General features: G+C 29.8%; 10 protein-coding genes. 9 read left to right on the top strand and 1 reads right to left on the bottom strand.

Features of this window, described 5'->3' with window-relative positions; translation table 11 throughout:
- Positions 1–2: 2 nt before the first annotated feature.
- The gene (locus IPH62_17295; GenBank protein ID MBK7107031.1) at positions 3–1421 is read right to left on the bottom strand and encodes a beta-N-acetylhexosaminidase; all 1419 of its coding nucleotides are present in this window, start codon (positions 1419–1421) and stop codon (positions 3–5) included.
- 303 nt (positions 1422–1724) lie between these two features.
- On the opposite strand from IPH62_17295, the gene IPH62_17290 reads away from it, so the two are divergent.
- The 9 genes from IPH62_17290 (at position 1725) to IPH62_17250 (ending at position 16646) form a co-directional block, all read left to right on the top strand.
- Positions 1725–2912, top strand: a complete 1188-nt coding sequence (locus tag IPH62_17290; protein MBK7107030.1) for a transglutaminase domain-containing protein — start codon at positions 1725–1727, stop codon at positions 2910–2912.
- Between the two features lie 53 nt (positions 2913–2965).
- The gene (locus IPH62_17285; GenBank protein MBK7107029.1) at positions 2966–4669 is read left to right on the top strand and encodes a peptide-N-glycosidase; all 1704 of its coding nucleotides are present in this window, start codon (positions 2966–2968) and stop codon (positions 4667–4669) included.
- A 25-nt stretch (positions 4670–4694) separates the two neighbouring features.
- Positions 4695–6509: an alpha-L-fucosidase gene (locus IPH62_17280; GenBank protein MBK7107028.1), complete on the top strand. Its 1815-nt coding sequence runs from the start codon at positions 4695–4697 to the stop codon at positions 6507–6509.
- A 24-nt stretch (positions 6510–6533) separates the two neighbouring features.
- Positions 6534–8765 (top strand): alpha-L-fucosidase, encoded by a 2232-nt coding sequence (locus IPH62_17275; GenBank protein MBK7107027.1) that lies wholly within the window; start codon positions 6534–6536, stop codon positions 8763–8765.
- Between the two features lie 21 nt (positions 8766–8786).
- Entirely contained in the window at positions 8787–11216 is a 2430-nt protein-coding gene (locus tag IPH62_17270) for a hypothetical protein (protein ID MBK7107026.1), read from the top strand.
- Between the two features lie 6 nt (positions 11217–11222).
- Complete coding sequence (locus tag IPH62_17265; protein ID MBK7107025.1) at positions 11223–13310, top strand: sulfatase; 2088 nt, start codon at positions 11223–11225, stop codon at positions 13308–13310.
- Positions 13311–13355: 45 nt separating this feature from the next.
- Positions 13356–14498, top strand: coding sequence for an MFS transporter (locus IPH62_17260; GenBank protein MBK7107024.1), 1143 nt, complete (start codon positions 13356–13358; stop codon positions 14496–14498).
- Positions 14499–14561: 63 nt separating this feature from the next.
- Complete coding sequence (locus IPH62_17255; protein MBK7107023.1) at positions 14562–15665, top strand: ROK family protein; 1104 nt, start codon at positions 14562–14564, stop codon at positions 15663–15665.
- Between the two features lie 27 nt (positions 15666–15692).
- On the top strand, positions 15693–16646 hold the full coding sequence (locus IPH62_17250; GenBank protein ID MBK7107022.1) for a glycoside hydrolase family 130 protein: 954 nt from the start codon (positions 15693–15695) through the stop codon (positions 16644–16646).
- Positions 16647–16662: the final 16 nt, after the last annotated feature.

The following is a 16662-nucleotide window of genomic DNA, read 5'->3' as shown; positions in this document are numbered from 1 at the left end:
CGCTAAAATTCTTGGAAATAATTTACTATCAACAGTTTCTTGTGGAGCGTTTTCCGTCCATAAATTAACTTCACTTCCAAGAATATATTTTTTTCGGTTTCATTTAATTCAGTTGGAATTGGATTAAAAGAATAAGCAGTTCTTAAATCTAAATCTTCATGATCGTTATTTAAATAAGTGTGAGATGCCGGAGAACATATAGAATAATTTTGTTGTTTTGCTGCATCAACAGCGCCTTTAAAACTTTGCCACGATTGAACAATTGCACCGGGAGCCAATCCTCCTTCAAGAATTTCATCCCAGCCAATTAAATGTTTACCTTTTTGTTCAAGGTAATTTGAAATTCTTTTTATAAAATAACTTTGCAATTCATGTTCGTTCTTTAAATTTTCAGTTTTAATTCTTGCTTGGCAATTTTTACAAACTTTCCATCTATCTTTTGGAACTTCGTCTCCGCCGATATGAATATATTTTGATGGAAATAATTCAATAACTTCATCCAAAATATTTTGCAAGAATATAAATGTTGATTCTTTTCCCGCACAATATACATCTTTATGAACGCCCCAAATATTTGTAACTTCAAACGTACCGCCGGTACAAGAGTTTTCCGGATACGAAGCCAAAGATGCAAGAGAATGTCCCGGCATTTCTATTTCCGGAACAATATTAATAAATCGCGATTGAGCATAATTTACAATTTCTTTAATATCCTCTTGAGTATAAAATCCGCCATAAGTTGAACCATCAGCTTCTTTTCTCCACGCTCCAATTTCTGTAAGTTTCGGATATTTTTTTATTTCAATTCTCCAACCTTGATCTTCAGTCAAATGCCAATGAAATGTATTGAATTTATAAGATGCAAGAATATCAATATACCTTTTTATAAAATCCTTACTCATAAAATGTCTTCCGCAATCAAGATTTAATCCGCGCCATGAAAATCTTGGCTCATCTTTTATTATTACAGACGGAACAAATAATTCAAAATTAATTTTTGCATGAGAAAAAATTTCTGCCGGCAAAAGTTGAATTAATGTTTGAACTCCATAAAAAATTCCCTTTGAGTTTGAAGCTGAAATAGTTACTCCATTTTTGTCGGAAATCAAATTATAAGATTCTTCATTTTTAATATTTTCATCGTATTTAAAATGAATAAAATTACTGTTTATGTTTTTCTCGTTAGAAACCTCCAAGCTAAATCCAGCACTTGAGTTTAGCATCGAATTTAAATATCCAACAATATTATTCACATTATCTATCTCGTCATCATGAACAACCTTTGTAGAATTTGTGATTATAAATTTACCCTCATTAATTTGCATTGAATTTGGTTTTGGGATAATGTTTGTTACAAGCTTAGGTGCTTCCGAACAAGAAAAGAATAGTAAACTTAAAATTAAATTTAATAAAACTTTCATTTGGGTTAACTCCTTAAATAAAATTCAAAAAACTTTTCAAAGTATCAATAGATTCTAAATGAAATCATTTTTTGAATCATCTTAATGATAGAAATTAAAACACACGAAATTATATTTTGATTGGATAAAATAATTTTCATCGGTTAGCCAATAAGATTTCTAAAAAAATATATCTTTTTTGATGAATATTATATAACTTTACTTACACGTGTAAGTAAGATACTTAAAAATATTTAGAATAGAAATAATTTCTTGGCAATTTAAGTTGAAGAAAAATTTTTAAAATTAAATTCTGAAGAAAAAATGAAATTAAGTTTATCAAAATTATACTTTATAATATTTACTTTTGCGCTTGTTATTTTGCTCGTTAATTGTTCCAGTAAAGAAATAATTTCATCGGGTAATTTAGACGATTTCAAGAATGACGAAATATTCTCAATTCTAAAAACTGCCGGTGAAAACTCTAATCAAATAAAAACTTCTATAGAAAATTGTCCGAGCGAAAACAAAGAAGGATTACACTTCTTATTACAAAATATGCCCGACCGAGATTTAAGGAATTTGACATCAGATTTTTTACTTACAAATCTTAATTATTCATATAAAGTTTTAGATTCTGTTAAATGGGGAAATAAAATTCCAAAGGAAATTTTTCTAAACTATGTTTTACCTTATTCAAATCTTCATGAAAGAAGAGACAATTGGAGAAAGGATTTTTTCATTAAATTTTTTCCATTAGTTAAGAATTTAAATTCAACTTCAGAAGCAGTTTTAAAATTGAATAAAGAAATTTGGGATATGGTGAATGTTCATTATTCTACCAAAAGACCCAAAGCTGATCAAAGCCCTTACGAGTCCATTGATGCCGGAATAGCCTCCTGTACCGGATTATCAATATTGTTGATTGATGTTTGTAGGGCTGTTGGAATACCGGCAAGATTTGTCGGTATTCCACTTTGGAAAGATCATTCCGGGAATCATTCATGGATTGAAATTTGGGATAACGGTTGGCATTTTATCGGTGCAGCAGAAGAAAGTCCGCTTAATCAAACCTGGTTTGGTGAACGAGCTGCTTTATCTGATGATACAAATTGGAAATATAGCATATACGCAAGTTCGTTTAAAAAGACTAATGTAATTTTTCCTCCATTATTTGATAGCACTGCGACTTATGTTTACGCAGATATTGTAACAAATTTTTACAATAAAAAACTTCTTGAAGACGGTAAAATAAATTTGGCAATTCGTTTGTTTGATAAAAAAAATGGTAATAGGATTGAAGGGAAAATAACAGTTAAGAAAAATAATTTAGTTATTGTTGATGGAACGACAAAAGATGAAAAACACGACTTTAATGATTATTTAATTGTTAAACTTGAACCGAAATTTGAATATGAAATTATTGCTGCATATGCAGATATTGAAAAAAAGAAAGTTATTACTGTTGATGAATCCAAATATCAATTCTGTAATTTTATTTTTAATGAATAATCAATAAAAGAATTTTTCTTAATACCTAATTCCCAATCTTTTCGGAGAAAACAATGTTCTTCAATTCTTCGTTTATTACAAAAATAATTTTCATACTATTCTTTTTTTATTCGATTGGTTTTGCTCAATCAACAAAAGCCCAAGCCGTTGTTAAATATTCCTATAGAAATAATGGAAAAATATCTCAAGAAAATTCTTTGCAAATGTTTTATAATAATGGAATTGCTAGTTATAAAATGAATGGGAAAATTTCTGATGACAATGAATATCAATTTTTAGATTTCAATAATCGACAAACAATTCAGCTTTTGGAAATAGATCAAAACCAAAAATATGTTTATAAAAAATCTTTCAATGAATATGAACAAGGAACAATAACCAAAAAAACCGAAACAATACTTGGATATTTATGTAAAAAAGCAATCTTCAAAATTAAATCTAATACAATTGAGGTTTGGTTTACAGATGAATTAGAAATAAAGGGAACACCAAATATATCCGTTGCACCAGGAATTGGATTGGTTTTAAAAACAATTCGGAATAATGATTACGAAGTTGTTGCAACTAATATTGATTTTAGAGAATTAACCGAAGAAGAAAAAAATAATAATTTCACAAACGCAATTGAAGTAGATAGCAAAAAATATTTAAGAAAATTAATTGATAATAGATTTCAAACAATTAAAATATTTGAGCGTGAAAAAATAAATTTCGGTGATGAGATTATAAATCCATCGCCAGATATACTAAATGTAACTTACAGATATTCCAAGGGAACAGTTTTACTAAAAAAAATTAAACTTCCAAAAATTCCAAATGGCACAACAGTTTTTGCTGATGTAACGCAATGGTCAAATGGCGATGCATATGATAGAGTTGGAAGTTTATTTATTATTCCAACCGAAACTGAAATATCTTTTTTGGATGCTTTCAAAAATGGAATTGATAAACTTCCTATTTACATTGATAATAAAGGAGATAAATTTCAAGGTGTTGTTACAACAGAAAAATTTGAACCTCCATTAGAATTGATGAGATTTTTTACACCATTTGGAGTAAGACAATTTAATAATTATACTCAAATTGAAGTATACAATTGGGCAGATTCTGTAGTTTATAAAAAAGAAGTTACTGAACTTTTACCAAAAAACGCTAAGGAAATTTGGGTCGGAATATTTATAGGTAATTATGATAAAGGCGGACATATTGCCAGCGTAAATTTTAATATTTATCCTTCGTTTGATGCTGAAAATTCCGAATCTAAAAAATGGATAAAACCAATTTTTAATACGGTAAATATTATGGAAATGTCTGATCAAAATTATGGAACAATGTTCCATAACGACTCTCTTGAAGTTACTGTTAAAATTCCAGAAGGATTAGAAAATCTTAAACTTATTTTTACAAGTACCGGACATGGCGGTTGGGGTAATGGCGACGAGTTTAATAAGAAAATAAATAGAATATTTTTAGATGATGAATTAATATATAATTTTATTCCTTGGCGAGATGATTGTGCAACTTATCGATTGTTAAATCCATCTTCCGGAAATTTTAGAAATGGATTATCTTCGTCAGATTTAAGCCGATCAAATTGGTGTCCCGGAACAGTTACAATACCGGAAGAAATAATTTTAGATAATTTAAATCCTGGTGAACATACTTTTAAAATTGCAATTCCAATTGGAGAAAAAGAAGGCGGTAGTTTCAGTTCATGGAATGTTTCCGGAACATTGATTGGTCAATATAAAAATTGAAAGAAATCTAATAAGGAATTTTATTTTGAAAATAACTTTAGCCATTTTTCTTTTTCTAATATCACAGTTTAATTTTTCTCAATCGACTGGAGGCGGTGAACTTTTCCCAAATTTACAAACAAATCAAAAATTATTACAAGAATGGCAAAATATGAAATTTGGCATGTTTGTTCATTGGGGACCAATAACTTTACGTGGGACAGAAATTGGTTGGTCAAGAGGAAATATTGTTCCGATTGAAGAATATGATAATTTATATAAAGAGTTTAATCCGGTTTTATTTAATGCAAAAGATTGGGTAACTGCAATTAAAAATTCTGGTATGAAATATTTAGTTATTGTAACAAAGCATCATGATGGATTCAGCTTATTGCCTTCAGATTTTTCTGATTATGATATTACTTCAACACCATATAAAAAAGATATTCTCAAAGAATTATCTGAGGAATGTAAAAAACAAGGAATTTTATTCGGCACATATTATTCAATTGCAGATTGGCATCATCCACATTATACAACTAGATATGGTGGTGATCCAAGACCAGTTGAAGACAGTGATATAGATAAATATATTTTATTCTTGCAAAACCAAGTGAAAGAATTAATAATAAATTATAATACAAATATTTTATGGTTTGACGGACAATGGGAAGATGCTTGGAAACATGAGAATGGAATGGAACTATATAAATTTGCTCGAGATTTAAAAAATGTTATTTTAATTAATAATCGTGTTGATAAAGGTCGTGGTGAATCTGGAATGACCGAATCAGAAAAATTTGCCGGCGATTTTGGAACACCTGAACAGAAAATAGGTTCATTCTTCCCAAATCAACCTTGGGAATCATGCATAACTATTGGTACACAATGGTCGTGGTTACCAAATGATAATTTAAAAAGCACAAAGGAATGTATTCAAACTTTAGCTCAAACAGTTGGAGGGGGAGGAAATTTATTGTTAAATATTGCTCCAATGCCGGATGGAAGAATTGAACAAAGACAAATTAATATATTAAATGAAATTGGAAATTGGCTTAAAACTAATGGTGAAAGTATTTATGATACAAAAGGCGGTCCAATAAAACCTACAAATTGGATGGCGTCAACCAATAAAGAAAATAAAATTTATATTCATCTTTTTAAATGGCCGGATGGAAAATTAATTTTACCTGAATTTAAAAATTATAGAATTAGTTCAATTTCCATTTTGAATAATAATCAAAAACTTGCATACAAAATATTAAACCAAACCACAGAAATTGAATTACCAAAAGAACCTATTGATGAAAATAATACGGTTATTGAAATTCAGTTTGATAAAGATATTTCTTCAATAAATCCGTTAGAGATTCCGCTAAATATTTTATCTGGTCTTGATGGAGCAACATTAAAAATTACTAATCCAAGCAATCCAAAATACTCTGGAAAAGGATTAGAAACATTAACAGATAAAATTAGAGGATCAAAAAGTTATACAGATAAAATATGGTTGGGTTTTGAAAAATCGAATTTTGAAGTAACAATTGATTTTGGAGTAGAAAAATCAATTAATAAAATCGGCGCGGGATTTTTGCGAGATCAAAATGTTTGGATATTTTTACCCAAATCTGTTAAAATTTTCACATCACAAGATAATTTTAATTTTGAACTCAAAGATGAGCAAAACTTTAATTCTTCAGAGAAAAATTCTAATGTAGAAATTATAAATGTAAAATTTGATCTTTCGCAGAAAGTAAGATATTTAAAAATAGTAGCTGAAAACATTGAGGTTTGTCCGGATTGGCACAAAGGCGCGGGCTCTAATTCTTGGTTATTTATCGACGAAATAATTGTGGATTAATCTTATAAAATTTGAGAACGAAAAATGCAAAACAAACTTATGAATAATATTTTTCTGCAAGGATTTATATTTCTTTTTACAATAAATAATGTGCTTGATGCTCAAAATGATATTGAAAAAAATATTTTATTAAAATCAATTTCTGTCAAACCTCATCCAAGGCAATATGAATGGCAAAAAAATGAATTTACTGCTTTTATACATTTTGGAGTAAATACATTTACCGGAAGAGAATGGGGAACCGGTTTTGAAGATCCGAAAATATTTAATCCCACAAAATTAAACACAGATCAATGGTGCGAAGCAATGAATTCCGCCGGAATGAAAATGGCAATTCTTACAGTTAAGCATCATGACGGATTTTGTTTATGGCAAACACGATACACGGATCATTCAGTAAAATCAAGTACTTGGGAAAATGGGAACGGTGATGTTTTAAAAAATTTATCTAAATCATGCGAAAAATATAATATTAAATTAGGAGTTTATTTATCTCCCGCAGATTTATATCAAATTGAAAATGAAAATGGTTTATATGGAAACGGAAGTGAATATACGGAAAGGATAATTCCAAGAAAAGTAGATGGAAGAGAATTTAAAGATAAACGTACCTTTAAATTTGTTGTTGATGATTATAATGAATATTTCATGAATCAACTTTTTGAATTATTGACTGAATATGGTCCGGTTTATGAAGTTTGGTTTGACGGTGCTCATCCTAAAACTAAAGGCGGACAACAATACACATACAATTATTGGTATGAATTAATTCGTGAATTAGCTCCGCAAGCAGTTATTTTTGGAAAAGGTCCAGATGTTCGTTGGTGCGGAAACGAAGCCGGAGAAACTAGAGAATCTGAATGGTCGATCATTCCGATTAATGGTGATCCAAAGAATTGGACTTGGCCGGACATGACTGATAATGATTTGGGTTCGATAAATAAATTAGAAGAATGTATAAATGCAGATGGATTTTTACACTGGTATCCTGCAGAAACAAATACTTCAATAAGAAATGGTTGGTTCTGGAGAGATGAGACTCAAGCAGTAAAAACTTCTGAGGAAATATTAGATGTTTGGTACAGATCAGTTGGAGGCAACACAGTTTTTCTACTAAATATTCCACCAAGTAACGAAGGATTATTTTCAACACGAGATGTTAAAGTTCTTGAAAATGTTGGTGAGAAAATAAAAAAAACTTTTGCAACAAATTTAGTAAAAGATGCGGAAGTAAAAGCTTCATCTGAAAAAAACAATTTTCAAGCAAAAAATATTATTGATGATGATTTATCAACTTGCTGGATGCCAGTAGATAAAGATACTTTGCCAAATTTAGAAATATCATTCCGGTCAAAAAAAAATTTTAATCGAATAGTTTTACAAGAACAAATTCAAGATTTCTCTCAAAGAATTTCTGAATTTGAAATTGAAGCTTTAATAAATAATTCTTGGCAAAAAATTGCTGAAGGCAAAACTGTTGGATATAAAAAAATTTGCAGAACTGCAACTGTTCAATCTGATAAAATTAAAATAAAAATTTTAGATTCAAGATTAAATCCAACTATAAATAATTTTGGACTTTTTTATGAAGAAATCTCAATTACAAATCCAATAATTAGTCGTGATAAAAATGGATTAGTATCAATAAAATGTAATCCAATTGGGCCTATAATTAAATATACAACAGATGGATCAATTCCGAATATTAATTCACAAACTTTTATAAATCCAATTTCATTAAAGAACAAAGGCATAATAAAAGCAATTACATTTGATTCGGATTTAAATAACAAAAGTGAAGTAGTTACTAAAGAATACGATATATGTAAATCAAAATGGTCAATTCAAAATGTATCAAGTGAACAAACAGATAACAATGAACAAGCAATAAAAGCAATTGATGATGATGAAAATACAAATTGGATAAGTCGTTGGCGACCGGATTCTCCAAACCATCCCCATTTTATTGAGATCAATCTTGGTGAAGAAATAATTTTAGAAGGATTTACATATTTGCCAAGAAGGGAAATTATAAATGGAACAATTAAAGAATTTACTTTTTACACAAGCCTTGATGGAAAAAATTGGGAGAAAATAATTAAGAGAGAATTTAGTAATATTAAAAATAATCCGGTTGAACAAAAAATTTTATTTCAGCAAAATGTAGATGCAAGATTTATCAAACTTGAATCAATAAATGAAATTAACGAAAATCCTTGGGCTTCAGCTGCAGAAATTGGTGTTATTACTAAATAAATAATTAACTAAGAAAATCTTATGATAAAAAAAATAATAATTTCAATTTTTGTTTTATTTCAATTTGCATGCTCAAATCAAAATAGTATTCTTGATTTGGAGACTGCTTCATTAAAGCTATCAATAAATGAGCTTGGAAAAATCACGCAACTCATTGATAAAAAAAATAATGTTGACATTCTCTCAAAGGATACAACTGCATATGTTTTATCACTTAAAATTAATGATGAATATTTTAATCCAGTCAAAGCCGAAATAAATTCAAGCGAAAAAACAATTATTCTGAAATTCAACAATGGAAATGAAGTTAAAATTAAATATGACAATAATGCACATTATTTAAAATTTCACTTGGTGTCAATTAAAGAAAATAATGTTGATTTAATTGTGTGGGGACCTTATCCAACAAAATTAAATAAAACAATTGGTGAAACAATTGGAGTTTCACAAGGTGAAAAATTTGCAGTTGGAATTCAATCGTTGAACGCAAAAACTCTTGGAGGATTTCCATGGACAGATAATGATTGTATGCCGCAAATAAATATTTTTGCTCAAAATGATTTTTCAGATTTGAGTGAAGCAGGAAAGGATTATGTTCTATACAGAGTTGAAGCTGCAAAGCCAACAAAATACGGTAGTTCGCTGCAAGCTTATTGCAGAAATAGATTTAAAGAAAGAGTTATAGAAAATTTGGATCATGATTATTATGTTGCTCCGGTATACAATGACGGCGGAATTATTGGATCATCTATTACAATTTTCGGATGTGCAAATAATGAAATATTAAATACAATTGAAAAAATTGAAATTGGTGAAAATTTACCACATCCAATTTTAGAAGGTGAATGGGGGAAAAAATCAAAAGCTTCTACAAGAGCTTATTTAATTTATGATTTTACTGAAAAGACAATAAACGATGCGATTAAACTTACAAAGAAAGCCGGATTGAAATATTTGTATCACTCAAATCCTTTTGCAACTTGGGGAAAATTTAAACTGAACGAAGAATATTTTCCAAATGGAATTGAAGGATTGAAGAATTGTGTTGATATTGCAAAGAAGAATAATATTTCTTTAGGAATTCATACTCTTTCAAATTTTATTACGCCAAATGATAAATTGGTAACTCCAATTCCAGACAACCGATTAGGAAAAGTTGGAAGCGCAGTAATTACAAAAAACTTAACATCTTCGGAAACAACAATTCTTATTGACGATCCAAAGTTTTTTGATCAGTACAAAAATAATAATCTTAAAACAGTTCAGATAAATAATGAATTGATTCGTTACGGAAAAGTTATAAATGAAAATGGCTGGAAATTAATTGAATGTGAAAGAGGGGCATTTGGTACAATAAAATCAGAGCATGTTAGCGGTGATAAAATTTACAAACTTGCAGATCATGGTTACAAAGTATTTTTAACTGATCCTGAATTAAGTTTAGAAGTATCAAAAAATATTGCTGATTTATTTAATAAAACTGGATTGAGACAAATTTCTTTTGATGGACTTGAAGGGAATAGATCAACCGGTATGGGAAATTATGGCGAAATTTTATTTACTCAAAATTGGTTTAATAATCTAAATGATAATATTAAAAAAAGTTTTATTGCTGATGCCAGCAGAACCACACATTTTTTCTGGCACATCTATACAAGAATGAATTGGGGTGAACCTTGGTATGCTGATTTTAGAGAAAGTCAAGCAGAATATAGATTAAAAAATCAAGAATACTTTAAAAGAAATTTAATGCCTGGAATGCTTGGATGGTTTCAACTTAGACCGGAAACAAGTATTGAAGATATTGAATGGATGCTCGCACGCTCTGCGGCTTACGATGCTGGTTATGCATTTGTGGTTAATGATAATTCTATTTTGGGAAATAAAAATTCTGATGAAATATTTAAAACAATCGGAATTTGGGAAGAAGCACGTTTATCAAATTTATTTTCTGATGAACAGAAAGAAATAATGAAGGATGTTAAAAATGAATTTCGATTAATAAAAAAATCTGACGAAATTTATGAATTAACACAAATACATTCGTTTAAGTTTATTCATGATAAAAAAGTTCGTCAGCCTGGGGAGCCAATATATTCACAATTTGATTTTGTGAATCCAGGTGAAAAAAATAAAATTGAAATTATTCTAAAAGCAGTAAAATCAGATTTGAGTAATATTTCTGTTGAATTTGATAATTTCAAAAAAATTGTTTTTCCAATTGATCTAAAACAGAATGAAATATTAAAATATGACGGCGGAAAAACTGCAACAATTTATAAATCAAATTGGATGAAAGTTAAAGAAATTGATATGAGTAAATTTGAATTGAATTTAAGTAAAGGAAATCATAAAGTTATTGTTGATTGTAGTTTTAACGGTAATGAAGAATCTCAAGCAAAATTAGAAATTAGATTTTTTGGTGAAAAAGAAGAACTAAAATTAAAATAAATTAATATGAACAGAAGAAAATTTATAAAACATATTTCAGTAACAACTGCAGGAATAGTTGTTTCACCAATGATTTTAAATGCATGTTCATCAAACAAAAGGATGAATATTCTATTTATAATGTCGGATGACCATGCTTATCAAGCAATTAGCAGATATGGAAGTATTCTAAATCTTACTCCCAACATTGATAAGTTAGCAAATGAAGGAATGTTGTTTGAACAAAGCTTTGTTACGAATTCTATTTGTGGTCCAAGCAGAGCATGTATGCTAACGGGAAAATATAATCATATAAATGGGATGATTGATAATCGTACAACATTTGATGGTGATCAACAAACTTTTGTAAAACTTCTTAAACAAAATGGTTACAGAACTGCAATTGTTGGAAAATGGCATTTAAAAAGTGATCCAACCGGTTTTGATTATTGGAATATTTTGCCTGGTCAAGGTGAATATTATAATCCGGATTTTATTGAAATGGGCGAGAAAAAAAGAATTGATGGTTACGTAACTGATATAACTACAGATATCGCACTTCAGTGGTTAGATAAACAAGATAATGAAAAACCTTTCTGTTTGTTGCTTCATCACAAAGCCCCGCATAGAAATTGGCTTCCCAGCTCAAATCATATTGATATGTATGACGATAAAGAAATGCCGATTCCTAAAACATTTTTTGATGATTACAAAACTAGAAGTGAATCGGCAAAACAACAAACAATGAAAATAGATAAAGATATGTTTCTTGATTACGATTTGAAAGTTCCGGTTTTAGAAAGTGAAAGAGAAAAATTTATTGATGAAAAATTAAATGATGAATGGTGGAAAAGTTCTTTTGATAGATTAACCGATGAACAAAAAAGTTTGTGGAATAAAGCATACGAAGATGAAAATAATAAGTTTAAAAACAGCAATTTAAAAGGTGAAGATTTATCCAAATGGAAATATCAAAGATTTATTAAAGATTATTTGAGATGTATAGCATCGGTTGATGATAATGTTGGAAGAGTATTTGAATATCTTAAAGATAATAATTTGGAAGAAAATACTATTGTTGTTTATACCTCTGATCAAGGCTTTTATTTGGGTGAGCATGGATGGTTTGATAAGAGATTTATGTATGAACAATCTCTTCGCACACCGTTGATAATTAAAGTTCCAAACGGTGAAAAGGGAATTATGAATAATGAAAATATGGTTGTAAATATTGATTATGCACCAACATTTTTAGATTATGCAAATGTTCCAATCCCAAATGATATGCAAGGAAATTCATTAAGAAAAATATTAGAAGGAGAAAATCCAAAAAATTGGAGAACCTCAATTTATTATCACTATTTTGAATATCCCGCTGAGCATGGAGTTAAAAGGCATTATGGTATTAGAAATTCTCGATTTAAGCTAATTCATTTTTATTATGATATTGATGCTTGGGAATTTTATGATTTGGAAAAAGATCCGGATGAAATAAATAATGTTTATGAAAATTCAGATTATCAAGCAATTATTAAAGAACTCAAAATTGAATTGCAGAATTTAAGAGAAAAATATAAAGATACCGATGAAACAAAATTCCTTCCAAAAAAAAATCAGCAGATAAATCATAAAGGAATTGGAGCAAAAATTACTTTTGAATATAAATATGATAATAAATATTTAGGTGGAAATCATGATGCACTGTTGGATGGATTGTTGGGTCCATCTAAAATGATTTCAAATGTTGATCTTTCTATTTACCAAGGATTTCAGAAAAATGATTTAATTGCAACAATTGATTTTATGAAAGAAATAGCATTAACAAAAATAACAATTGGCTTTTTGCAATACTTGGAATCGTGGATATTTTTGCCGGAATGGGTTGAAATGTTTTATTTAAATGAATCGAATAATTTTATTTCGTTAGATAAGATTTTTAGAAAATCAAATATCAAATCAACTCTTATATTTAAGGAAAATTTTATCTCACAATTTTCAAAAATAAAAACTAATAAATTAAAAGTTCATGCAAAAAATATTGGTCTTTGCCCTGCTTGGCATCAAGGTTCCGGGAATCCGGCATGGCTTTTTTCAGATGAAATTATAATTGAGTAAAAAATTTGAATAAATTAATTTTTAACAAACATCAATAGGTAAAATATGAAACTCAAAACAATCCCTATTTTTTTAACATTTCTTGTTATGGGCGTCGCAGATGCAATGGGACCAATGGCAAGCGCTGTTGAAAAAAATTATGAATTAAGTGCTGTTGTTGCAACTTTGCTTACATTTTTTGTATTTATTGCGTTTGCAGTTTTTAGCGTTCCAGGCGGAGTTTTGGCTGCTCGCATCGGTAAAAAGAATTTGTTATTACTTGGTTTGGGATTAAACATTGTGGCAATGGCAATTCCTACTTTTATCAATCCCGGTTTTACATTGTTAGTGATCTGTATTTTTTTACTTGGTATTGGAACAACATTTTTGCAAGTTGCCGGAAATCCAATTATGTATGATGTGAGTGAAGAAGGGCAGTATAGCAAAAACCTTGCTTTGGCTCAAGGTATTAAGGGGCTTGGTTCATCCGGCTCTGCGTATTTAGTTGGGTTAGTTTTAATACTTCCAATCTTTGCAACAATGGGATGGAGAGGTGTATTCCCAGTATTTTTATTATTTATGGTAATTGCATTTGTTTCCGTTGCAACTTTAAAAGTGAAAGAAACAAAAGCAGATATTCCACCAAGCATTTCATCATCTTTAAAACTTTTAAATGAACCAGTTTTTGCATTGGCTGTTTTAGGAATATTTTTATACGTAGGTGCAGAAGTCTGCATGGCCCGTTTCTTAAAACCTACTTTAGAAAGTTTTGGATTTACTGCCGATAAAGCTGCTTTATGGGGACCAACAATATTTTTCGGGACAATAACTTTTGGAAGATTAGTAGCCGGTAGCATTAATATAAACGCGAGAACATTTTTTAGAATTTCAGCTTTTCTTGGATTACTAGGTGTAGTATTTATCATGACTGGTCAACAGTATTTAACTATTGCTGGTATTGTGTTAGGAGGTTTAGGATTTGCAAATATTTGGCCGATGCTTTTTTCAATTACTATTGAAGAAAAACCAGAGCGATCAAGTGAGCTTTCCGGTTTAATGGTAATGGCAATTAGCGGCGGTGCAATTGTTCCGTTAATAATGGGTGAAATAGTTGATAGAGATTTATTAACATTGGCATATATTGTTCCGGCGTTATGTTTTGCGTACTTATTATTGCTATCATTAAAAGGGAAGAAAAAATTAGCTTAGATAAAATTTTTGTAAAAATATATTAATTTGAAACATCGCAAATACAGATAAAAAAGGTAGAAAATGAATTACGAAAATGATAAAAGAATTGTAATGACTCTTGATGCGGGTGGCACAAATTTAGTGTTTACAGCAATTCAAGGGAATAAACAAATTTTAGATGAAATAAAATATCCGTCTCAACCAAAAGATTTGGAAAAAATGTTATCAACTTTGGTAGAAGGATTCAATGAGGTAAAATCGAAATTAACTGAAGAACCGGTTGCAATTAGTTTTGCATTTCCGGGACCAGCGGATTATCCCAATGGTATAATTGGAGATTTACCAAATCTTCCCGCATTCAGAGGCGGTGTTGCACTTGGACCATTTTTGGAAAATAAATTCAACATTCCGGTTTTCATCAATAATGACGGGGATCTTTATGCTTATGGAGAAGCTATTTTTGGATTCCTTCCGGAAATAAATAAAAAATTAAAAGAAGCGGGAAGTCCAAAACAATATAAAAATTTATTTGGGCTTACTCTCGGTACCGGTTTTGGTGCTGGAATAGTTAGAGATGGAGAATTATTTGTTGGTGATAATTCCGGTGCCGGTGAAATATGGTTAATGAGAAATAAACTTTCTCCAAAACTAAATATTGAAGAACACGGAAGTATTAGAGGTGTGAAAAAAGTTTATGCAAATATTTGTGGCATTACTTCAGAAGAAGTACCCGAACCAAAAATTTTATTTCAAATTGCAAATGGTGAAGAAGAAGGAAATAAAGACGCCGCAATCGCTGCATTTAAAACTATGGCTGAAGCAGTAGGCGATTCAATATCAAATGCCATAACTCTTATTGATGGACTAATTGTAATCGGCGGCGGATTATCCGGCGCTTCGGATTTATTTATGCCGCATTTAGTTAATGAAATGAATTCAAACTTTACCAGAGAAGACGGAAGTGAATTTCGAAGATTGACACAAAAAGTTTATAATTTAGAATCTCCAAACGGAATGGAAAGTTTTCTAAAAGGTTCCACAAAAGAATTAGAAATAATTGGTACCGATAAAAAAATTAAGTATGACCCGGAGACAAGAATTGGCGTTGGAATTTCTAAAATCGGAACAAGCTTGGCAATTTCATTAGGTGCTTATGCGTTCGCGATAAATCAATTAAATAAATAGTCAAAAATTTAAGGAAAGTAAGAAAATATGTTTAGATATAAAAATAATCCGGTTGTAAAAAATTCAGACATTCCAAATATAGAACCGCATTTGATTGATGCAACGTCTGTGTTTAATCCCGGTGCAATAAAATTTGGAAATAAGTATTTATTAATGTTAAGAGTTCAGAATCGTGGACGCAGAACATTTTTTGTTATGGCAGAAAGTGAAAATGGTTATGAATATAAAGTTGAAAATAAAATTGTGGAATTTGAAGGATTAGAAAATCTTGAAGGAAAACTTTATCATATGTATGATCCGAGAATTACAAAAATTGGAAATGAATATTTTATAATGTTTGCAATGGATATTGATAATTATTGCTGTCTTGGTTTAGCTAAAACAAATGATTTCCAAAAATTTAATTTTCTTGGAGTAGTTTCGGAAAAAAATGTTCGCAACGGTGTTTTGTTTCCAGAAAAAATAAATGGTGAATATTATAGATTCGAACGCCCGAATACTGCCCAAATTGAAGGCGGACCGTTAACAGGAAATTCAATCGTACTTGCAAAATCGAAAGATATGTTAAACTGGGAACGAATTGCGATTGTTGCAGAAGGTAATAAATTTTATTGGGATGAAATGGTGGGAAGCTGTACACCGCCAATTAAAACAAGAAAAGGTTGGGTTCACACTTACCATGGAATTGCAATGCACTATGCACCAATCTATCAAATGGGAGTTATGTTACATGATTTAGAAAATCCCGCAAAAGTAATTTCAAGAGGAAATCAAAATATTTTAGAACCGCGCGAGATTTATGAATTAGCCGGACAAGTTCCGAATGTTGTTTTCCCAACCGGAATTATTGTTGAAGAATATGACGAAGAAGGATTTGCATTAGAAACTTCCGAAGTAAAAATTTATTACGGAGCAGCAGATACTTCAGTTTGTTTAGCAACAACAACAGTTGGAGAACTAATTAAAAATTGTTTTGCATAACATAAAAAAAATATAG

Source organism: Ignavibacteriota bacterium, from assembly GCA_016708125.1.
Classification (GTDB): domain Bacteria; phylum Bacteroidota; class Ignavibacteria; order Ignavibacteriales; family Melioribacteraceae.
The sequence above is the reverse complement of the archived record's forward strand: the minus strand, read 5'-3'. Positions and strand labels throughout refer to the sequence as shown.

Coding starts and splice junctions, on each gene's coding strand:
- IPH62_17295 (MBK7107031.1), bottom strand. CDS start 1,421: ATGAAAGTTTTATTAAATTTAATTTTAAGTTTACTATTCTTTTCTTGT.
- IPH62_17290 (MBK7107030.1), top strand. CDS start 1,725: ATGAAATTAAGTTTATCAAAATTATACTTTATAATATTTACTTTTGCG.
- IPH62_17285 (MBK7107029.1), top strand. CDS start 2,966: ATGTTCTTCAATTCTTCGTTTATTACAAAAATAATTTTCATACTATTC.
- IPH62_17275 (MBK7107027.1), top strand. CDS start 6,534: ATGCAAAACAAACTTATGAATAATATTTTTCTGCAAGGATTTATATTT.
- IPH62_17270 (MBK7107026.1), top strand. CDS start 8,787: ATGATAAAAAAAATAATAATTTCAATTTTTGTTTTATTTCAATTTGCA.
- IPH62_17265 (MBK7107025.1), top strand. CDS start 11,223: ATGAACAGAAGAAAATTTATAAAACATATTTCAGTAACAACTGCAGGA.
- IPH62_17260 (MBK7107024.1), top strand. CDS start 13,356: ATGAAACTCAAAACAATCCCTATTTTTTTAACATTTCTTGTTATGGGC.
- IPH62_17255 (MBK7107023.1), top strand. CDS start 14,562: ATGAATTACGAAAATGATAAAAGAATTGTAATGACTCTTGATGCGGGT.
- IPH62_17250 (MBK7107022.1), top strand. CDS start 15,693: ATGTTTAGATATAAAAATAATCCGGTTGTAAAAAATTCAGACATTCCA.